This is a genomic window from Streptomyces sp. NPDC089424, from assembly GCF_044749345.1.
GTDB lineage: Bacteria > Actinomycetota > Actinomycetes > Streptomycetales > Streptomycetaceae > Streptomyces.
On the sequence record NZ_JBIVHU010000001.1, the window covers coordinates 1,270,609 to 1,289,763 of the forward strand.

At 72.9% G+C, this 19,155-nt stretch carries 18 protein-coding genes; 14 read left to right on the forward strand and 4 right to left on the reverse strand.

What is annotated here, in order from left to right:
• The first annotated feature begins 145 nt into the window (after positions 1 to 145).
• From ACIP2X_RS05570 to ACIP2X_RS05580, 3 genes are read left to right on the forward strand one after another with little or no spacing between them, the layout of a single operon-like run.
• Positions 146 to 1,084 carry a 2-hydroxyacid dehydrogenase gene (locus ACIP2X_RS05570; RefSeq protein ID WP_401667852.1) on the forward strand — a complete coding sequence of 313 codons (939 nt, stop codon included), beginning with the start codon at positions 146 to 148 and terminating at the stop codon, positions 1,082 to 1,084.
• Complete coding sequence (locus ACIP2X_RS05575) at positions 1,071 to 2,246, forward strand: acyl-CoA dehydrogenase family protein (protein ID WP_401667854.1); 1,176 nt, start codon at positions 1,071 to 1,073, stop codon at positions 2,244 to 2,246. Before ACIP2X_RS05570 ends, ACIP2X_RS05575 begins: the two co-directional genes overlap by 14 nt.
• Positions 2,247 to 2,258: 12 nt before the next feature.
• Entirely contained in the window at positions 2,259 to 3,047 is a 789-nt protein-coding gene (locus tag ACIP2X_RS05580) for an SDR family NAD(P)-dependent oxidoreductase (protein WP_401667857.1), read from the forward strand.
• 71 nt (positions 3,048 to 3,118) lie between these two features.
• On the opposite strand, the gene ACIP2X_RS05585 is transcribed toward ACIP2X_RS05580, so the two are convergent.
• The 4 genes from ACIP2X_RS05585 to ACIP2X_RS05600 are packed head-to-tail and all read right to left on the reverse strand — an operon-like array spanning position 3,119 to position 6,871.
• The gene (locus ACIP2X_RS05585) at positions 3,119 to 4,084 is read right to left on the reverse strand and encodes a hypothetical protein (protein ID WP_401667860.1); all 966 of its coding nucleotides are present in this window, start codon (positions 4,082 to 4,084) and stop codon (positions 3,119 to 3,121) included.
• Positions 4,081 to 4,569: a hypothetical protein gene (locus ACIP2X_RS05590; protein ID WP_401667862.1), complete on the reverse strand. Its 489-nt coding sequence runs from the start codon at positions 4,567 to 4,569 to the stop codon at positions 4,081 to 4,083. The genes ACIP2X_RS05585 and ACIP2X_RS05590 overlap by 4 nt, the downstream gene beginning before the upstream one ends.
• Positions 4,569 to 5,801: a macrolide family glycosyltransferase gene (locus ACIP2X_RS05595; protein ID WP_401667865.1), complete on the reverse strand. Its 1,233-nt coding sequence runs from the start codon at positions 5,799 to 5,801 to the stop codon at positions 4,569 to 4,571. The genes ACIP2X_RS05590 and ACIP2X_RS05595 overlap by 1 nt, the downstream gene beginning before the upstream one ends.
• The gene (locus ACIP2X_RS05600) at positions 5,798 to 6,871 is read right to left on the reverse strand and encodes a patatin-like phospholipase family protein (RefSeq protein ID WP_401667867.1); all 1,074 of its coding nucleotides are present in this window, start codon (positions 6,869 to 6,871) and stop codon (positions 5,798 to 5,800) included. The genes ACIP2X_RS05595 and ACIP2X_RS05600 overlap by 4 nt, the downstream gene beginning before the upstream one ends.
• A 162-nt stretch (positions 6,872 to 7,033) precedes the next feature.
• On the opposite strand from ACIP2X_RS05600, the gene ACIP2X_RS05605 reads away from it, so the two are divergent.
• The 11 genes from ACIP2X_RS05605 to ACIP2X_RS05655 all read left to right on the forward strand — a co-directional run bounded on the left by ACIP2X_RS05605 (position 7,034) and on the right by ACIP2X_RS05655 (position 19,101).
• On the forward strand, positions 7,034 to 7,573 hold the full coding sequence (locus ACIP2X_RS05605; RefSeq protein ID WP_401667870.1) for a hypothetical protein: 540 nt from the start codon (positions 7,034 to 7,036) through the stop codon (positions 7,571 to 7,573).
• Between the two features lie 253 nt (positions 7,574 to 7,826).
• Positions 7,827 to 9,062 carry a BtrH N-terminal domain-containing protein gene (locus ACIP2X_RS05610; RefSeq protein ID WP_401667872.1) on the forward strand — a complete coding sequence of 412 codons (1,236 nt, stop codon included), beginning with the start codon at positions 7,827 to 7,829 and terminating at the stop codon, positions 9,060 to 9,062.
• Positions 9,063 to 9,311: 249 nt separating this feature from the next.
• Positions 9,312 to 9,839 carry a hypothetical protein gene (locus tag ACIP2X_RS05615; RefSeq protein ID WP_401667875.1) on the forward strand — a complete coding sequence of 176 codons (528 nt, stop codon included), beginning with the start codon at positions 9,312 to 9,314 and terminating at the stop codon, positions 9,837 to 9,839.
• 124 nt (positions 9,840 to 9,963) lie between these two features.
• On the forward strand, positions 9,964 to 10,806 hold the full coding sequence (locus ACIP2X_RS05620; protein ID WP_401667877.1) for a DUF4097 family beta strand repeat-containing protein: 843 nt from the start codon (positions 9,964 to 9,966) through the stop codon (positions 10,804 to 10,806).
• A gap of 138 nt (positions 10,807 to 10,944) precedes the next feature.
• Positions 10,945 to 11,955: an ATP-binding cassette domain-containing protein gene (locus tag ACIP2X_RS05625; RefSeq protein WP_401667880.1), complete on the forward strand. Its 1,011-nt coding sequence runs from the start codon at positions 10,945 to 10,947 to the stop codon at positions 11,953 to 11,955.
• Complete coding sequence (locus ACIP2X_RS05630; protein ID WP_401667882.1) at positions 11,952 to 12,758, forward strand: ABC transporter permease; 807 nt, start codon at positions 11,952 to 11,954, stop codon at positions 12,756 to 12,758. The genes ACIP2X_RS05625 and ACIP2X_RS05630 overlap by 4 nt, the downstream gene beginning before the upstream one ends.
• 326 nt (positions 12,759 to 13,084) lie before the next feature.
• Positions 13,085 to 13,657, forward strand: coding sequence for a (2Fe-2S)-binding protein (locus tag ACIP2X_RS05635; RefSeq protein WP_401667885.1), 573 nt, complete (start codon positions 13,085 to 13,087; stop codon positions 13,655 to 13,657).
• The gene (locus ACIP2X_RS05640; protein WP_401667888.1) at positions 13,654 to 16,173 is read left to right on the forward strand and encodes a xanthine dehydrogenase family protein molybdopterin-binding subunit; all 2,520 of its coding nucleotides are present in this window, start codon (positions 13,654 to 13,656) and stop codon (positions 16,171 to 16,173) included. Before ACIP2X_RS05635 ends, ACIP2X_RS05640 begins: the two co-directional genes overlap by 4 nt.
• The gene (locus ACIP2X_RS05645; RefSeq protein WP_401667890.1) at positions 16,170 to 17,024 is read left to right on the forward strand and encodes an FAD binding domain-containing protein; all 855 of its coding nucleotides are present in this window, start codon (positions 16,170 to 16,172) and stop codon (positions 17,022 to 17,024) included. The genes ACIP2X_RS05640 and ACIP2X_RS05645 overlap by 4 nt, the downstream gene beginning before the upstream one ends.
• 15 nt (positions 17,025 to 17,039) lie before the next feature.
• Complete coding sequence (locus tag ACIP2X_RS05650) at positions 17,040 to 17,915, forward strand: AAA family ATPase (protein ID WP_401667893.1); 876 nt, start codon at positions 17,040 to 17,042, stop codon at positions 17,913 to 17,915.
• A gap of 4 nt (positions 17,916 to 17,919) precedes the next feature.
• Positions 17,920 to 19,101, forward strand: a complete 1,182-nt coding sequence (locus tag ACIP2X_RS05655) for a VWA domain-containing protein (protein WP_401667895.1) — start codon at positions 17,920 to 17,922, stop codon at positions 19,099 to 19,101.
• Positions 19,102 to 19,155 lie beyond the last annotated feature (54 nt).

Consider the following 19,155-nt stretch of genomic DNA (forward strand, 5'->3'; position numbering starts at 1 on the left):
CCCCCGTGACCACGTCCGTCTCGGGGGCCTTGTGCCGTCGGCGCACTCTCCCCTGTCACACACGGCGTGGCAGCCCGGTCTCACTGAAGGGCGGACCCGACCTGCCCCCTGTCACGAAGCCGAACCGGGAGCACCGCACGCCGACATGACCCCCACACCCCGACAAGTCTGGTTGCCCGCGCAGTTCACGCGTCTCGACGGCCTGCCCGCGGGACTGCGATACGCCCGCTGGGACGGCAGCTCGCCCTTCCCCTCCGACCCGGCCGAAGTCGAGTTCTACGTGCCGCCCCTCGTCCAGGACATCGCCACCATCGGCAGCCCCCTGCCCCGCATGACGCGCCTCAAGGCGGTCCAGGCCCTCAGCTCCGGCACCGACGAACTACGGGCCGAACTGCAGCGGCTGCCCGGCCACGTGACCCTGTGCAACGCCCGGGGGGTCCACGCCCGCAGCACGGCCGAACTCGCTCTGGCCCTGATCCTCGCCTCGCTCCGCGGCCTGCCGGAATTCGGCCGCGCCCAGGACCTCGGGCTGTGGAAGCCCCAGGTCTTCCAGTCCCTGTACGAGCGCTCCGTGCTCCTCGTCGGATACGGGGCGGTCGGCTCCGCGCTGGAGGACCTTCTCGGCCCCTTCGACTGCACGGTGACCCGCGTCGCGCGCGTCGACCGCGACTCTCCGAGAGGCCAGGTGCACGCCGTCTCACGCCTGCCCTCGCTCGTCGCGACGGCGGACGTCGTGGTGCTGGCGACCCCGCTGACCCCCGCGACCCGCCACCTGTTCGACGCGGACCTGCTGGCGCGCATGAAGGACGGAGCGCTCCTCGTCAACCTGTCCAGGGGAGCCGTGGTCGACACCACCGCCCTGCTGAGGGAAGCGCACGACGGTCGGCTGCTGGCAGCGCTCGACGTCACGGAGCCGGACCCGCTCCCTGCGGGACATCCGCTGTGGGCCGCGCCCGGAGTGCTGATCACCCCGCACGTCGGTGCGTTCACGCCGTCGCTGTGGCGCGGCCTCGAAGAACTGATCCGACGTCAACTGACGCGGTACGCCGCAGGTGAGGAGCTGGACAACGTTGTTTCACGCTGATGTGGAGGACCCGAGGGAAGCGGCCCGGTCGCTCGTCCCGCTGCTCGCCGACGAGGCCGCGCGGACCGAGGACGAACGCAGGCTGACCGACGTGAGTGTGGCCGCCCTGCGCCGGTCCGGCATGTTCCGTCTGGGCACGCCCGCCGCCCTCGGCGGACATGGCGCGGACATCCGTACCGCGGTGGAGGTCTGTGAGGAACTGGCGCGGGGATGCGCCGCCGGCTCCTGGATCGTGGCCATCGCCTACGGCGGCAACCTCTTCGCCTCCCAGCTCCCGGACGCCGAGCGGGCCACCCTGTGGAAGGAGTACCCGGACACCTTCGTCTGCGGTACCGCCAACCCGTCCGGGAGCGCACGCCGCACGGTCGGCGGCTGGACCCTGAGCGGACGCTGGCCCTGGATCTCCGGCATCCACCACGCGGCCTGGACGCTGCTCGGCCTCACCTGGACCGACGACGAGCACGGCGGCCGGGAGCGCGGCATGGCGCTCGTCCCCACCTCCGCCCTGACCGTCGACGACGTGTGGCATGTGGCGGGGATGCGCGGCACCGGCAGCAACGTGGCGGTGGCGGAGGACGTGTTCGTGCCGGACGCACGCGTCATCTCCCTCACCGACATGGCGAACGGCACCTACCGGCGACTCCGTCCGGACGAACCGCGGATCACCTTCCACCTCTCCATCAACCTGCCGCTCGTGGCGACCGCCGTGGGCATCGCCGCGGCCACCCTGGACCGGGTGGTGCAGTCCGTGGCCGACGGCAGGCGGGCGGTCTCACCGCTGTACGGGCTGGTCGCCGAGACGCCCGCTCACCAGCTGAACGTCGCGGACGCCGCCGTCCTCGTGGACACCGCGCGCCTGCACCTGCGCCGCGCCGCCGACGAGGTGGACGCCGACGCCCGGGCCGGGCGCCGCCCTGCGCTCGCCGACCGGGCCCGCCTGCGCATGGACGCGGCCCACGCCACGCGGTGCGCCCGCGACGCCGTGAGCCTGCTGCTCGACACCGCCGGCGCGGGCAGCTTCGCGGACGGTTCGCCGCTGCAGAGGGCGTGGCGCGACATCGAGACGGCCTCGCGGCACGCCGCGCTCAGTGTCCAGACCAGCAAGGAGATCTACGGCCGGGCGCTCCTGGGCGCCGAACTGCCACCGAGTCCCGCCATCTGAGAGGACCAGGAGATGCGCACGACGACAGCCGGGGGAACGGGCACCGCCGGCCAGGAGAATTCGCCGGCCCGCGTGGCCCTGGTCACCGGAGCCGGGCGAGGGATCGGTGCCGCGATCGCCACCCGACTGCACGGGCCGGGCCTTCGGGTGGCCCTGCTCGACCGCGACGGAGACGCCGTGGCCCGGCTCGCACACGAGCTGGACCCCGCCGGGGACACCACCCTGCACCTCGCCGTCGACGTGGACGACGACGAGGCGGTTCAGGCGGCGGTGCACGAGGTCGCCGCCGCCTGGCATTCGCCCGACGTCCTCGTCAACAACGCCGCGCGCACCGTGCCCGGCTCCGTGTGGGACATCGGGCTGGACGAGTGGGACGCCGTGATGGCGACCAACCTGCGCAGCGTCTTCGCGCTGACCCGGCTGTGCGCCCGGCAGATGCGGGCTCGTGGATGGGGCCGCGTGGTCAACCTGGCCTCCCTGGCGGGTCAGCAGGGCGGCACCCTCGGCGGAGCCCACTACTCGGCGGCGAAGGCCGGCGTCCTGGTGCTCACCAAGGTGTTCGCCAGGGAACTCGCGGCGCACGGCGTGACGGTCAACGCCGTCGCGCCGGCCGCCGTCCACACACCGGTGGCGGACGAACTGGGCGTGGTGGGGGAGCCGGGGACCGCGTCCGGCATCCCGGTCGGGCGGATGGGCCGACCGTCGGAGGTCGCCGCCCTCGTGGCCTACCTGGCGAGCGAGGAGGGCGGCTACGTCACCGGCGCCACCTTCGACATCAACGGCGGGACCCACATGCGCTGATCGACGTCGGGACCCGCATGCGCTGATCGATGTGACGGGATCCGCCGTCGTCCTCGGCCGGGCTGCGGCCCTCAGGCCGGCCTGTCCCCGGCCTCCGGACCCGCGGTCCCCGCCGGGGGCGTGCGCGCCGCCTCGCGTGCGCGGACGACCCCGATCACGGTGTCCGCGGTGCGGTCCAGGTGGCTGCGGTGGTCGGGCAGCCGGGCGTTCGGGCTGATGTAACTCCTCGGTCCGACGTGGGTCGCCGGGTCGAGCCGGTGAACGGTGACCCTCCCGGCGCGCAGCGCCCGGTTCCAGCCGCTGCCGCGCCACAGGCGCCAGCGCTGCGGGAAGATCCAGGTGCCGGCCCGCTCGATCCGGTCGTTCGCGCTGGTGAGCCGGTACAGGTGCTCGGCGCGGCTGATGTCGTTGGCGCCGTTGTGGAAGCCGCCGATGGTGAGCAGCAGCAGCGGGGCACGCAACGTGGCGTGCAGTTCGTCGACGGCGCCGGTGGCGACCTGGGCCCCGCCGCTGTAGCTGAGCAGCACCACGGGGACGCCGCTGTGCGGCCGGTAGCCGGCGAGCCGGAGCTGCGTGGCGATCTGACTGCCGACCGCGCGGTTGTACAGGGGCCGGTAGCGGCGGTCCGCGGCGACGAAGACCTGCATCACGTTGTGCAGGAACAGCAGCAGACCGGCGTGGCGGCGCAGCCATGCCCAGACCGGCCGGTCGGCGAGCGGCGCGGCCAGCGGGGAGTACGGCTGCACCTGGCCGAGGACCCGCAGCTCCGGCGCCTTGGTGAGCAGGGCACGGACCAGTACGCCGCCGTCCCGGCTGTCCCGGACGCGACGTTTTCCGATGCCGTCCAGGTAGACCAGGTAGGCAGCCGGAGGGGCGTCGGGGGCCGCGCCCCGTGCGTAGGGGGTGCCGTCCGGGAGCTCGCTGGCCGGCGCGCGCCAGCCGGCGCCGTACACCAGCACCTCGTAGCGGGCGAGCAGCGCCTCGGCGATCAGGGCGACACCGATACCCGCGCAGGCCCAGAGCAGCAGGGTGTTCACGCGACCGCCTCCGGTGTTCCGGGCGCGGCGAGCCAGGCGACCAGCCGCCGGACGGCCTCCACGGCGAGTCCGAGCCCGACCCCGGCGACGGACAGGCACTCGGCGGCCGTCCACCAGTCGAGTCCGGTCGCTGCGGCGAAGGGCCCTGTCAGCGCCACCCCGACGCCCACGAGGAGGAGCAGGTGGAGGAACGGCCCGAGCAGGGGGAACGCGAGGACGGCGGCGAACAGCAGCGGCGCGACGAGGCCGGGTGTCCACAACGTGCCGCCGACCGGCGTCGACGAGGGCAGCAGGAGTTCGGCGAGGGTCCACGCGGTCAGCGGCCACAGCGCGAACACCACCGCCTCGACGGCACCACCCAGGATCAGCAGGCTGATCACATGCCTGCGCGACACACCGGGGCGGCGTACCGCCAGGGGCACCAGGCGCCCGGCGGCCTCCGAGGCTCCGGCGAGCAGCAGCAGGACGACGACCAGGGGGGACATCACTCAGCCTCGCTGTGACGGGTCGAGGGAGCCGGCGCCGGACGGCGCAGTGGGCCGGACTCCCTGAGCCGGCGCTCGAGTTCGTCGGCGGCGCGCCGGAAGCCGCCCGCGTCGCGCTGGGCGGTCCGCAAGGTGGCCGCGGCCGCCCGGAACCGGGGTTCGTCGAGCAGACGCCGGGCGAGCGCGTGTACGGAGTCCTCGGTGACGTCGTGGTTGCGCAGCGACAGGCCGGCGCCGAGTTCGCTCACGCGGCGGGCCACCAGCGGCTGGTCGGCGCCCTGAGGGACCACCAGCATCGGCACCCCGGCGTACAAGGCCTCGTTGACGCTGTTCATGCCGCCGTGCGTGACGAACAGGGACGCGTGGTCGAGCACCTGAAGCTGCGGTACGGAGCGGCGGGCGATCACGTGGGCGGGCAACGGGCCGAGCGCGGCGGGATCGGTGTGCCCGGTGGAGACGATCACGGTGCCGCCGAGCGGGGCCAGCGCCAGGGCGAAACTCCGCAGCGTCCGCGGGCCGGCGTCGAACAACGTGCCGAGGGACGCGTACAGCACCGGGTCGCGCAGACGCTCGACGGGGAAGGACGGGTCGGCCGGACGGGCGCCGATGCTGGGTCCCACGAAGCGGTAGGAGGGGTCGATGCCCTCGCTGCCGGGCTGGAACGCCCGCGAGGTGTAGACCAGGTTGAGCGCCTGACGGAGGTTCCCCAGGTCGAGCGGGGGCAGCGGCCGGGTGTCGTAGCGGCGGCGCAGCTCCCGGCGCGCCCGCAGGTAGCCCCGCACGTTGGGGGAGTGGGCCGCCGCCGAGGCCAGCAGGGCCCATGAGGCGCCGGTGGGGCTGGGCACCCCACGGCCGTACGCGAACGTCGTGAACGACGACGCGGCCGGCACCCCCAGTTCGCGCGCGGCGACGGGGCCCCACGGGCAGGCGTTGTCGTGGACGATCAGGTCGGGCCGGATGCCGCGGAGGTCGGCGAGCACGGTGGGCAGGAGGCGGACGGTGGTCCGGGCGAGCGCCTCCATCAGCGTGATCGGCATCGGCGGGTCGGGCATCGCTCGGCCGTCCTCAGGACAGAGGTGGACGGTCGCGCCGGTGGCCGCGATCTCCTTCTGGAACGCGGGCCAGGTGTGGTAGGTCACGCGGTGGCCGCGCCGGACGAGTTCGGCGACGATCGGCAGCGTCGGGTTGATGTGGCCGTGCATGCCGATGTTGAGGAAGGCGAGGGTGCTCACGGACCGCCTCCTCGGACGTAGGGGGGTGGCGGCTCGCCGGGGCCGGCCCGGTGTGTGCCCGGATCCGGCGGAGCGGCACGTCGGCCGGTGGGAGCCGTACCGGGGCGGGCCGGTGCACCGTCCGACCGCCCCGCCTCCGTCCCCGCCCCTCCAGCCAGCCCGTCCCCTTCCGCCGCCCCCGTCACGGCGTCGACCCGGTACAGCCCCGGACCGTCGATGCGCAGGCTGTCCAGGAAGTGCCCGGCGGTCCGTGCCGCGGTGCTGATCAGCCGCTGGGTATGGCCGAAGTCCCAGGGCGAGGGCCACACCTCGATACCGGTCGGCAGCAGCACGGTCGGGATGCGCTGGGCCACCTCGTGCAGATCGCGCTGGATCTGATGGTGCAACAGCAGCAGTCCGGCCCTGGCCGCGATGGCGCTCGCACGCCGCCGCGGGATGTCCGGGGGCAGGGGCGAGCTCTCCGGACCGGTCGACAGCACCACGACGCTGGCCGCGCCGGCCCGCAGCGCCGCCAGCACCGGTACGTAGGCGACCACGCCGCCGTCGACGAGGGTGCGGCCCTCGCGCTCGACGGGGGGCAGCATCCCGGGGATCGCCGCACTGGCCAGCAGCGCGGAGGGGAGGTCACCGTGGTCGAGCAACGCCGCGGCCCCGCTGGCGAGGTCCATGGCCACGGCGGTGAACGGGACCGCCAGATCCTCGATCCTGGAGGGGAGCCCGGACTCGGTGATCAGCCGACGCAGGCCCCGGTCGTTGAACAGGCTCACCCGCGACGAGGCGTAGCCGAACGGATACACGTCCCGGCGACGCAGACGCGACCACACGTTGTCGAGGTACGGGGCGGCCTCGTCGGGGTGCGCCGCCGCGATGGCGCCGTTGAGGGCACCCACCGAGGTCCCCACGATCATGTCCGGCGCGAAGCCGCGCTGCTCCAGCGCGTACCCGACGCCCACATGCGCCGCGCCGAGCACCCCTCCGGCACCCACCACGGCCGCCACCGGCCTGGGCAGGCCCCCCAGCCCGAAGGGTTCCGGCTCGGCGTCGGAAGGTCGGTCACGCGGAAGCCTCATGTCACTTCACGCACCTAGGGGGATTCGTGCACGATCCAACGGCAGGAACGCGTCATTCCGTACCCTCACAAAAGGGTATTCCTGGTCTCCCCTACGGCGCCTGCCCGAGCCGCACAGGGACCTTCCGGCCCCTATGGGACGTGCGCATAGGACAATCTCCCGGTGACGCGCCCCCCGCATGGTGACCGGCCGCCTGACGACCGGATCGTGACACCGGCCCGAGGCGCCATCGACGACGCCCCGTTGGCCGCACTGTTCCCGCACCTCCCGGCTCGTGACGTGGAAGCCCTGCGGCAAGTCGCTCGTGCGGTCGATGCGGTCCGTGCCGAAGGAGCCACGACGCCGTGGGAGTGGACACGTGACCCCGTGGTCACGCCGGAGCCGCTGCCCTGGACGTCGGTTCTCTTCGGCGTGAACTTCATCGAGCACGCGGGCGCGGGCGACCAGCTGGAATTCGTGCTGCAGGTGGTGTGGACGGAGTCGGGTGAACTGGCGGTGGAGGCTGCGGTGAACGTGGCCTGCTGGTGCGAGGACGATCATGCGACTCACGATGTCGACGAGCTCAGCCTCGTTGTCGGCGCGAGGGACAGTTTGGTCCCCGCGTTCACCGCGGGCGCTGAGCGGCTGGGCGGATGGTTGGCTGATCCTCGGGACGCGGACCACTGGCGTGAGGTGGCCGCTCTGCCGCCCCGGCGCCCCTGACGTCGGGCGTCCTCGCAGCACGCCGCAGGTCCCGCACTCGCTTGTCGCCCGACCTGCCCCGGGATAGCCTGCTGGCGGCGTCTCCGCGCGCCCGACCCCCAGACCGAGTGCTCACGCCACACGGCGCCGCGGGGGCAAAGGTGATCTTCGTGTCGTCGTGGGTGTGACGTCCTTTCGTCGTGTGTCCTCCTTCACGGGTGACGGTGACGGTCCGCGTGAGGGTTCGCGCCGGGCACCCTGAGAGGTCATCACAGTGACGGAACAGCGGGGATTCAAGAAACTGGTGCGTGAGCGGATGGCCCGCACCGGGGAGTCGTACACCACGGCCCGCCGCCATGTGCTGGCCAGGGCGGCCAGGGCCCAGGTGCCCGTGACGGGCGACGGACTGGTGTACGCCGAGTTCGGCACCGACCAGCATCACGAGGCCTCCCTGATCCGGCACGCGCTGGGCAGCGTCCACGAGGAGGCGTTGGTCGCCGGTCTGGCCGGCGGCGTGGGCTTCATGTACTTCGTCTTCGAGTACCAGGGCCTGCCACCGCTCCTCACGATCGTGGCCCAGCACCACCCCGAGCCCTGGGTCCGCTCGGCCCTGGACCGGCTGCGCGTGCCCTACGACGTCCAGCACAGCGGCAAACCCCGGTGGACCGAGCTGCGCAAGGCCCTGGACGAGGGCCGCCCGGTGTTCTGCGCCGTGGACAAGTCGCGGCTGCCCTGGCACGCGATGGAGCCCGGCTTCGGCGCCGACGCCTACACCGTCGTCGTCGTCGGCCACGACGGCGACCTTCTCCACGTCGACGACGAGGCCGCCGCCCCGCACGCCATCGGCGTCGAGGAGTTCGGCGCGGCCTGGTCCGCCTACCGGAAGGGACGCCACCAGATGATCGTCCCGTCCGGGCCGGCCACCGGTGCACCCGACGTCGACGGTGCGATCGCCGCCACCGTCGGGCATCTCACCGGGCCGGTCCTCGGCAACAAGTTCGACGTCAACTTCGGCTTCTCCGGGATGGAGAAGCTCGCCGCGCAACTGCGCGACACCAGGACGAAGACGGGCTGGGAGCGGCGCTTCGGGGAGCCGGTGCCCTTCTTCCACGGGGTGCGCAGGCTGTACGAGTGCCTGGAACTGGAGTACACGGCACCGGGCGCGACCAGGCCTCTCTACGCCGACTTCCTGGACCTTGCCGGCCGGCCCGACGCGGCGGCCCTCTTCCGTGAGTCGGCGCGCTGCTGGGAGCGGGTGGCCTCCCTCGCGCTGGAGACCGTGTCCGGCCTGGGCGCGTACACGGAGATCTGTGAGCAGCGGATGCGACTGGTCATGGCTCATGGCGACGACGCCAGGGACGAGGTCCGGGCCCTCGGCGAGCGTGCCGAAGCACTCGCGGGGGAGTACGGCGCACTCGGCGCCGAGGAGCGCAGGGAGCTGTTCGACGAACTCGCGGGCACCGTCGAGGCCGCCGCGGCATGCGAACTAGAAGCTGTCGCGCTGCTCTGACCGCCACCGTATGGCACCTGCGTGGCGCCGATTGGCATCTGGCAGTGCCATCTGGTGCCGCGTAGGTGCCTCGATGTGCCATCCGTCATGGTCCTGTGCGATCGCGGGCGTCCCATCGTGCCGCAGGCGGCAGTGGCGCCGGTGGCCGGCCGTGTTCTTCTGCAGCTAGGGGAGATGAATATCGGCGAACCGTGCGCCCGTACCCCTGTGGGCTTGCGCCTGGCGCCACCATGGTGCCATGATGGCGTCATGGACCTCACCCCGTGTGTGGACATCCTTCGCCGTGAACTCGCGGTGGCCGCCGAAGCCGGCGGCGAGGATGCCCGTGAACTGGCCGAGCGGCTGACCGCGCCCCTGGAGTCGGCGACGCGTCTGGCCATGCTGCATGTGCTGTCCGCCGCGATGGACGAGATCACGCGTGAGCTGGCCCCCGGCTCGGTCGATGTGCGGATGCGCGGACTGGACCCGGACTTCGTGGTGACGCCGCCGCCCACCGAGGGCGCCACGCCCATGGTGCCGCCCGCTGTGCCGGTGGGGGCGTACAAGGCCGCGCCCCCGGCCGGCGGTGACGAGGGCGGCACCGCACGGATCAACCTGCGGCTGCCGGTCCAGCTGAAGACGCGTGCCGAGGAGGCCGCGGCCCGCGACGGCCTCTCGGCCAACGCATGGCTCGTGCGAGCTGTCTCGGCCGCGGTCGACGGGGGGACCGGGACCAGGGCCTCCGCTCCGCAAAAGGCCCAGTCCGTCGGGCAGGGCTTCACCGGCTGGGTGCGCTGACGGGCGGCCCCGCCCCTTACACATCACCGCCACCAATCGCCCCCACCACATCACCCGCACCACTCCACCCACACCACGTCCCACCAGCGGGGACGGCTCAAGAACTCACAAGGACGGGACAGTCATGCCTTCTTTCGTCACCCCCGAACCGGTAGCCGTCACGGCACACGTGGAAGCCGGTTCCCTCCAGTTCCTCGCGGGCGACCGCCAGGACACCGTCGTCGATGTGCGGCCGCGCGATCCGAAGAAGGATCTGGACGTGCGGGCGGCCGGCCAGACCGAGGTCACGTGCGCCGGTGGGGTGCTGAACGTCAGGACGCCCAAGTCCAACCTGTTCGGCCGCACCGGCGCCGTCGACGTGACGGTCGAGCTGCCGGCGGACTCACGGGTCGACATGACCGGCGCCTGGGTGCAGGTGCTCGCCGAGGGCCGGCTCGGCGAGGTCCAGGTGAAGACCTCGTCCGGCGATGTCCGTCTCGATGTCACCGGCCCGTTGAAGCTGACCGCGTCGCACGGCTCGATCACCGTGGACCGCGTCGAGGGCGCGGCCGAGATCACCACCAGCTCCGGCAGCCTGCGTGTCGGCTTCGTCGGCGGTCCGGCCGTGCTGAAGAACTCCCACGGCACCACGACCGTCGGCGCCGTGACCGGCGAACTCCGGGTGAGCGGTGCGAACGGCGACATCGACATCGCGCGCGCCGAGGGCTCGGTCACCGCGAAAACCGCCCACGGCACCCTGCGGGTGGGCGAAGTGGCCCGTGGCACCGTCCAGTTGGAGACCTCCTACGGCTCCATCGAGGTCGGCGTCCGCGAGGGCGCGGCCGCCTGGCTCGACGTCAACTCCGGTTCGGGACAGGTGCGCAACACGCTCGCCGCCTCAGATGCGCCGCAGGGGAGCGAGGAGGCCGTCGAGGTCCGCGCACGCACCCGCCACGGCAACATCGACATCCGCCGCGCGAAGGCCTGATCCGGCCGGCCCGAACCTCTCGCAGCCGGGCCGGCCCGAGCCCCTCGCAGCCGGGCCGGCCCGAACTCCCCGAGGCCAAGGCCGTTTCCCAGGCGCACCCCCTTCACACCCACCATCCCCTCGAATCAGGAGGGCTCCATGCCTTCGACTGTCATGTCCACATCCAATACGGGTGCCGCGCACCCGTATCCGGTCGCCGTCTCCGCCTCCGGGCTGCGCAAGTCCTACGGCGACAGGACCGTCCTCGACGGCATCGACCTGCGCATCCCGGCCGGTTCCGTGTTCGCGCTGCTCGGGCCGAACGGCGCCGGCAAGACGACCGCCGTGAAGATCCTCTCGACCCTCGTCGCCGCCGACGGCGGCCAGGCACAGGTCGGCGGCCACGACCTGGCCGCCGATCCGCAGGCGGTGCGGGCGGCGATAGGCGTCACGGGCCAGTTCTCCGCCGTCGACGGTCTGATCACCGGCGAGGAGAACATGCTCCTCATGGCGGACCTGCACCACCTGCCCCGCCGCGAGGGCCGCCGGGTGGCCGCCGAGCTGCTGGAGCGGTTCGACCTCACCGAGGCCGCGGGCAAGCCCGCCGCCACTTACTCCGGCGGCATGAAGCGCCGCCTGGACATCGCCATGACCCTGGTCGGCAGCCCGCGGATCATCTTCCTCGACGAGCCGACCACCGGACTGGACCCCCGCTCCCGCCACACCATGTGGCAGATCATCCGCGAACTGGTCACCGGCGGCGTCACCGTCTTCCTCACCACCCAGTACCTCCAGGAGGCCGACGAACTCGCCGACCGCATCGCCGTCCTGCACGACGGGAGGATCGCGGCCGAGGGCACCGCCGAGGAACTCAAGCGCATCGTCCCCGGCGGACACGTCCGGCTCCGCTTCACCGACCCCGCCGCCTACCGGTCCGCCGCCGCCTCGCTGCGCGAGACCACCCGCGACGAAGAAGCACTGACCCTGCAGATCCCCAGCGACGGCAGCCAGCGTGAACTGCGCTCCCTCCTCGACCGGCTCGACGCCGCCGGCGTCGAGGCCGACGAACTGACCGTGCACACCCCCGACCTCGACGACGTCTTCTTCGCCCTCACCGGCGGCGGCAACGCGCCGAGCCGGACCGACCAGCCCAAGGAAGAAGCCCGATGAGCTCCCTCGCCCTCGCCCTGCGCGACTCCTCCACCATGCTGCGCCGCAACCTCCTGCACGCCCGGCGCTACCCCTCCCTCACCCTCAACCTGCTGCTCACACCGGTGATGCTCCTCCTGCTGTTCGTCTACATCTTCGGCGACGTGATGAGCGCCGGCATCGCGGGCGGCTCCCTCGCGGGCGGCGGCGGCGATCGTTCCGAGTACCTCGCGTATCTCGTGCCGGGCATCCTGCTGCTCACCATCGGCGGGACCACGATCGGCAGCGCGGTGTCCGTCTCCAACGACATGACCGAGGGCATCATCGCCCGCTTCCGCACCATGGCGATCCACCGCGCGTCGGTGCTCGTCGGACATGTCGTCGGCAGCGTGCTCCAGTGCGTGATGAGCGTGGTCCTCGTCGGGGCCGTCGCCGTGGCCATCGGATTCCGGTCCAGTGGGGCCACAGCCCTGGAATGGCTCCTCGCCGTCGGACTGCTGACGCTCGTCTCCCTGGCCCTCACCTGGATCGCCGTCGGCATGGGCCTGTCCAGCCCGAATGCCGAGGCCGCCAGCAACAACGCCCTGCCGTTGATGATCCTGCCGCTCCTGTCCAGTGCCTTCGTCCCGGTGGACGCCATGCCGGGCTGGTTCCAGCCGGTGGCCGAGTACCAGCCGTTCACGCCGGCCATCGAGACCCTGCGCGGCCTGCTGCTCGGCAGCGAGATCGGCAACAGCGGCTGGCTGGCCGTGGCCTGGTGCGTGGGGCTGGCCGTGCTCGGCTACGTCTGGTCCACGTCGCTGTTCGCCCGCGACCCGAAGTAGCGCCCGGCCTGCCCGGGGTGTCGGCCCAGGCCGTCCCCGTCCCAGGGCCGCGTACCCCGACAGGCACGGCGTCGGCGTACGCGGCCCTGACGGCGTGCGCGAGGCCACCCGGACCCGGGCACCTCGGCGCGTATGTGACTGAGCGTGACGTCACCCGGGGTGGGGTGCGGGACCGGCACGGCAGCCGCGCACCCCCACCAGCACCGGGCCGAAGGCCCCCGCGTCCGGCCGCAGCGCTCGCCACCTCCCTCGGCCGGTCTTACAGTGAGCTACATCGCGCCAGCGTGGCTGATTCCTTCACCCTGCCCGCACGGCATGGAGGGCGCATGACCCATATCAAGGTGCACGTGGACGGCACGACCTACGAGGACGACGTGGAGCCCCGTCTGCTCCTCGCCCACTACCTGCGCGACCGCCTCGGCCTCACCGGCACCCCGATCGGCTGCGACACCTCGAACTGCGGAACCTGCACCGTCGACCTGGACGGAGCAACCGTCAAGAGCTGCTCGGTGCTGGCCGTGCAGGCGGACGGCGGCGAGGTGACAACGATCCAGGGGCTGGCGAAGGACGGCGAGTGGACGGCGCTGCAGCGTGCCTTCCACGAGCACCACGGTCTGCAGTGCGGCTACTGCACCCCGGGGATGATCATGGCGGCGCGTGACCTGCTGCGGGAGAACCCGCTTCCCACCCCGAGCGACGTGCGGCAGGGCCTGGAAGGCAACCTGTGCCGCTGCACCGGATACCAGAACATCGTCCGCGCGGTGCTCGCCGCGGCCGGACAGGAGGCCACTTCCGGAGAACAGGCCGCTCCAGGAGCGCAGGACATCCCCGGAGCACAGGCCGTCCGTGGAGCACAGGCCACCTCGGGCCATGAGGCCACCAAGGAGGCCCCGGCATGACCGATCAGGCCGTGGAAGACGAAGAGCGCGAGATCGGCCGCTCCCGCCCGCGCAAGGAGGACGCCCGGCTGATCACCGGCCAGACCAACTGGACCGACAACATCCAGGTCGCGGGCCTGCTGCACATGGCCGTCCTGCGCAGCCCCATGGCGCACGCCCGCGTCACCCGGGTCGACGTCGCCCCCGCCCTCGAACGGCCCGGTGTCGTGGCCGTGTTCAGCGGGGCCGATCTCGCCGAGGGCCTCGGCTCGCTGCCCTGTGCCTGGCCCGTGACCGAGGACATCGTGCTGCCCGACCATCCGCCGATCGCCGTCGACGAGGTCCGCTACGCCGGGGACCCGGTCGCGGTCGTCGTCGCCCGCGACCGGTACGCGGCCGCGGACGCGCTGGAGGCCGTCGAGGTCGACTACGAACCGCTGCCCCCGGTCCTGGACCTGGAGGAGGCGCTCGCGGAGGGCGCCCCGCTGGTCCACACCGACAAGGGCACCAACCGCTGCTACACCTGGCCGCTCGCCACCGGCGAGAGCTTCGACGCGGTGCGCGAGCGCGCCGAGGTGATCCTCAAGCGCCGCTACCACCAGCAGCGCCTGATCCCCAACGCGATGGAACCCCGCGCGGTGGTCGTCACGCCGCTGGCCGCCTCCGGCGAGTACACGGTCCACTCGGCGACCCAGATCCCGCACATCCTGCGGATCATGCTCGCGACGGTCACCGGCATCCCCGAGCACAAACTGCGGGTCGTCGCCCCGGACGTCGGCGGCGGCTTCGGTTCCAAGCTCCAGGTGTACGGCGAGGAGGCCCTCGCCCTCGCGGTGGCACGCAGGCTCGGCCGACCGGTGAAGTGGACCGAGTCCCGCTCCGAGGGCTACCTCGCCACCCACCACGGCCGCGGCATGATCCAGGACGTCGAGCTCGCCGCCACCCGGGACGGCAGACTGCTCGGCCTCAAGGTGGACCTGCTCGCCGACATGGGTGCGTACCTGATGCTGGTCACCCCGGGCATCCCGATCCTCGGCGCCTTCATGTACCCGGCGATCTACAAGATGGACGCCTACGACTTCACCTGCACCGGCGTCTTCACCACCCGCACCCCGACCGACGCCTACCGCGGCGCCGGCCGGCCCGAGGCCACGTACGCCATCGAACGGATCATGGACGAGCTGGCCGTGGAACTCGGTCTGGACCCCATCGAGGTGCGGCGCCGGAACTGGATCCGGCACGAGGAGTTCCCGTACACCACGATCGCCGGACTCACCTACGACAGCGGCGACTACGAGGCGGCGACCGAGAAGGCGCTCGCCCTCTTCCGCTACGACGACCTGCGCGCCGAGCAGCGCGCGCGCAACGCGCGCGCCGACACCGTACGCCTCGGCATCGGCGTGTCGACGTTCACCGAGATGTGCGGCCTCGCGCCGAGCCGGGTGCTGCGCGACCTCCGGTACGCCGCCGGCGGCTGGGAGGCGGCGAGCATCCGCATGCTGCCGACCGGCAAGGTCGAGGTCGTCACCGGCACCAGCCCGCACGGGCAGGGCCACGAGACCTGCTGGAGCCAGATCGCGGCCGACGTGCTGGGTGTGCCCTTCGAGGACATCGAGGTGCTGCACGGCGACACCAAGACGGCGCCCCAGGGCATGGACACCTACGGCTCCCGGTCGCTGGCCGTGGGCGGCGAGGCCGTGCACCGGGCCGCGGTCAAGGTGGTCGAGAAGGCACGCAAGGTCGCCGCCCACCTGCTGGAGGCGAGCGAGCAGGACCTGGAGTTCAGTGGCGGCGTGTTCTCCGTCAGAGGCTCCCCGGAGGCGCGCAGGAGCATCCAGGAGATCGCCTTCGAGACGTTCACCTCGCACGACCTGCCGGACGGCGTCGAGCCGTCCATCAACGCCGAGACGGTCGTCGATCCCGAGAACTTCTCCTTCCCGCACGGCACCCACCTGTGCGCGGTCGAGGTCGACACGGAGACCGGCAGCACCAGCATCCGCAGTTACGTCTGCGTCGACGACGTCGGCACCGTCGTCAACCCGATGATCGTCGAGGGCCAGGTGCACGGCGGACTCGCCCAGGGCATCGCGCAGGCGCTGTTCGAGGAAGCCGTCTACGACGACGAGGGCAACCTCGTCTCCGGCACCATGGCGGACTACCTCGTCCCCTCGGCCGCGGACCTGCCGGACTTCATCACCGACCGGACCGAGACCCCGGCCGTGGACAACTCCATGGGCGTCAAGGGGGTCGGCGAGGCCGGGACGATCGCGTCGACGCCGGCCGTCGTGAACGCCGTGGTCGACGCGCTGCGGCCGCTCGGCGTGCGCGACGTCCGGATGCCCTGCTCGCCGCACCGGGTGTGGCAGGCCATCCGGGCGGCACGGGCCGGCGACGCAGGCCCGGCCGACGAGCCCGCGGGGACGGGCCCCGCCCAGTCCGGCCAGTCCGGGCAGGCGGCCCGCTCCGGCGACACCGGTCAGTACGGCACACCGGGTGCCGGCCGCGACGGCCTCCCGGGAGAGGAGGGTCCGCAGTGATTCCCCCCGCGTTCGACTACGCCCGTCCCCACAGCCTGGAAGAGGCCGTGCGCACGCTCGCCGACGCCGGCGAGGACGGCAAGGTGCTGGCCGGCGGGCAGAGCCTGCTGCCGCTGCTGCGGATGCGGCTGGCCTTCCCCGAACTCGTCGTGGACGTCGGCCGGATCCCGGAGCTGCGCGGCGTGCGCGAGGACGGCGACACGCTCGTCATCGGCGCCATGACCACGCATCACGAGGTGCTGCACGACCCTCTGGTACGCCGCCACGCCGGTCTGCTGGCGGAGGCGACGGCCACCGTGGCCGACCCGGCCGTACGGCACCGGGGCACCTTCGGGGGCTCCCTCGCGCACGCCGACCCGGCAGCGGACCTGCCCGCCGTGGCCCTGGCCCTGGACGCCGACATGGTCGTGGCGGGCCCCGGCGGGCGGCGCACGGTGGCCGCCCGGGACTTCTTCGTCGACTACCTCCAGACGGCCCTGGCACCCGACGAACTCCTCGTGGAGGTGCGGATCCCGAAGACGGACGGCTGGGCCTTCCACTACGAGAAGTTCCATCCGGTCGCTCAGTCCTGGCCCATCGTCGGTGTCGCGGTGCTGGTGCGGCGCGAGGACGGGCACCTCACGCAGGCGCGCATCGGTCTGGCCAACATGGGCTCGACCCCGCTGCGGGCCACGGCCGCCGAGCAGTCGCTGGCCGGGGCCGACGGCCCGGAAGCCGTCGCGAGGGCGGCCGAGACGGCGGCCGAGGGCACCCGGCCCTCGCAGGACCTGGCGGCCGGCCCCGAGTACCGGCAGCACCTCACGCGCGTGCTGACCCGGCGGGCGGTGCTGGCCGCCACCGGTTGGGAGTGAGCGCCGATCACCGGCATGGACGACCCGGAGCAGGTACGGGCCCGCCTGGAGGAGACCGGGTACCTCGTCGACGAAGGGCTGGCCGTCACCTGCTTCCTGGCGCTGAGGATGCACCGGCCGCTGTTCTGCGAAGGGGACGCGGGCGTCGGCAAGACCGCGCTCGCGGGCGCCCTCGCCGAGGCGCTCGACGCGCCGCTCATCCGCCTCCAGTGCCACGAGGGGATCGACGCGTCGCAGGCCCTGTACGACTGGGACTTCCCCCGCCAGCTGCTCCACCTGCGGGCCGCGGAGGCATCGGGCGTCACCGACGCCGACCGCCTGGAGAGCGAGCTGTACGACCGGCGTTTCCTCATCGCCCGGCCCCTGCTGCGCGCCCTGCAGACGCACCCCTCGGTGCTGCTGGTCGACGAGATCGACCGGGCCGACGACGAGTTCGAGGCGTTCCTGCTGGAGCTGCTGTCCGAGTACGCGGTCACCATCCCGGAGCTGGGCACCCTCAGGGCCGAGGAGCCGCCGGTCGTCGTCCTGACCTCCAACCGGACCCGGGAGGTGCACGACGCGCTGAAACGGCGGTGCCTCTACCACTGGTTCGAGCACCCCTCCTTCGAGCGCGAGCTGGCCATCGTGCGGCGCCGCCTTCCCGGAGTCTCGGCGCGGCTGGCCGAACAGGTCACGGCGCTGGTGCAGGCGCTGCGGGGAGCGGACCTCATCAAGCCTCCCGGCGTGGCCGAGACGATCGACTGGGCCCAGGCCCTGGACGCGCTCGGAGCGGACGAGGTGGACGCGGAACTGGCCGTCACCACGCTGGGTTCGGTCCTGAAGTACCGGGAGGACACGGACAGGGCCCGCACCCTCGATCTCACGGCGGCCCTGGCGGCCCGGGGAGCGTGACGCGATGGGCACGGAGGAACGCGGGGCGCCGACGTCGCCGACGACCGGAGCCGACGCCGTACTGCTCGGCTTCGTACGGGCGCTGCGGGCGGCGGGACTCGACGTCAGCACCGAACGGCTGTACGCGTTCCTGCGTGCCGTGGCCGTGCTGGGGCCCGGGACCAGGACGGACGTGTACTGGGCGGGCCGGTCGACGCTGTGCGGCGGGCACGACGACCTGGAGCGCTACGACCGTGTCTTCGCCGCCTACTTCGACGCGCACGCCGCCTCCGGTCGCCGACCGGCGCGTACGGTCCTCCCGCCCCGACCGCGCCTGGTCACCCGGTCGACGACCGGCGCGCCGCGCACCACGGGCGACGACAAGCCGTCCGGCCCGCCCACGGCGACCCTCGCCAGCTCCGCCGAGGTGCTGCGCCACCGTGACATCGCCGCACTCGACGCCGCCGAACGCGCTGAGCTGCGGCGCCTGCTCGCCGCCCTGGCGCTGCGCGGACAGACCCGGCGCTCGGCCCGGCGCAGACCCGACCGGCGCGGCGGCATCGACGCGCGCCGCACGGTACGGCAGTGGCTGCGACGCGGCGGGGAACCGGCGCTGCTGCGGCGGAACGCGCGGGTGGAGCAGCCCCGCCGGGTCGTCCTGCTCGTCGACGTGAGCGGCTCCATGGCGCCGTACGCCGACGCGCTGCTCCGCTTCGCCCACGCGGCGGTCCGCGGGGGCCGCACCGAGGTGTTCACCATCGGCACCCGGCTGACGCGGACCACGCGCGAGCTGTCGCACCGCGACCCGGACCTCGCCATGGCGGCCCTCGCCGAGGCCGTGCCGGACTGGCGCGGCGGCACCCGGCTCGGCGAGATGCTGCGCGAGTTCCTTAACCGCTGGGGGCAGCGCGGCATGGCGCGCGGAGCGGTCGTCGTCCTGCTGTCGGACGGCTGGGAGCGCGGGGATCCGGAGCTGCTCGGCACGCAGATGCGCCGCCTGCACGCCCTGGCCCATCAGGTCGTCTGGGCGAACCCGCGCAAGGCCCGCCCCGGTTACGCGCCGCTGGCCGCCGGGATGGCCGCCGCCCTGCCCAGCGTCGACGCCTTCGTGGAGGGGCACAGCCTCGCCGCACTGCACCACGTCGCGGCGGTGGTGCGCGGGGCGTCGGACGGCCCGGCGACCGCGAAAGGAGCGCAGCGTGTGTGAACGCCGCCTCCCGAAAACCGAGTCCGCCGGGCCGGCACGACCCCGGCGGCGCCC

Bases quoted from the DNA above. Each gene is read 5' to 3' on its own strand.
- ACIP2X_RS05640 (WP_401667888.1), top strand. From the start codon at position 13,654: ATGACCGATCAGGCCGTGGAAGACGAAGAGCGCGAGATCGGCCGCTCC.
- ACIP2X_RS05635 (WP_401667885.1), top strand. From the start codon at position 13,085: ATGACCCATATCAAGGTGCACGTGGACGGCACGACCTACGAGGACGAC.
- ACIP2X_RS05590 (WP_401667862.1), bottom strand. From the start codon at position 4,569: ATGTCCCCCCTGGTCGTCGTCCTGCTGCTGCTCGCCGGAGCCTCGGAG.
- ACIP2X_RS05625 (WP_401667880.1), top strand. From the start codon at position 10,945: ATGCCTTCGACTGTCATGTCCACATCCAATACGGGTGCCGCGCACCCG.
- ACIP2X_RS05650 (WP_401667893.1), top strand. From the start codon at position 17,040: ATGGACGACCCGGAGCAGGTACGGGCCCGCCTGGAGGAGACCGGGTAC.
- ACIP2X_RS05655 (WP_401667895.1), top strand. From the start codon at position 17,920: ATGGGCACGGAGGAACGCGGGGCGCCGACGTCGCCGACGACCGGAGCC.
- ACIP2X_RS05615 (WP_401667875.1), top strand. From the start codon at position 9,312: ATGGACCTCACCCCGTGTGTGGACATCCTTCGCCGTGAACTCGCGGTG.
- ACIP2X_RS05570 (WP_401667852.1), top strand. From the start codon at position 146: ATGACCCCCACACCCCGACAAGTCTGGTTGCCCGCGCAGTTCACGCGT.
- ACIP2X_RS05580 (WP_401667857.1), top strand. From the start codon at position 2,259: ATGCGCACGACGACAGCCGGGGGAACGGGCACCGCCGGCCAGGAGAAT.
- ACIP2X_RS05630 (WP_401667882.1), top strand. From the start codon at position 11,952: ATGAGCTCCCTCGCCCTCGCCCTGCGCGACTCCTCCACCATGCTGCGC.
- ACIP2X_RS05600 (WP_401667867.1), bottom strand. From the start codon at position 6,871: ATGAGGCTTCCGCGTGACCGACCTTCCGACGCCGAGCCGGAACCCTTC.
- ACIP2X_RS05620 (WP_401667877.1), top strand. From the start codon at position 9,964: ATGCCTTCTTTCGTCACCCCCGAACCGGTAGCCGTCACGGCACACGTG.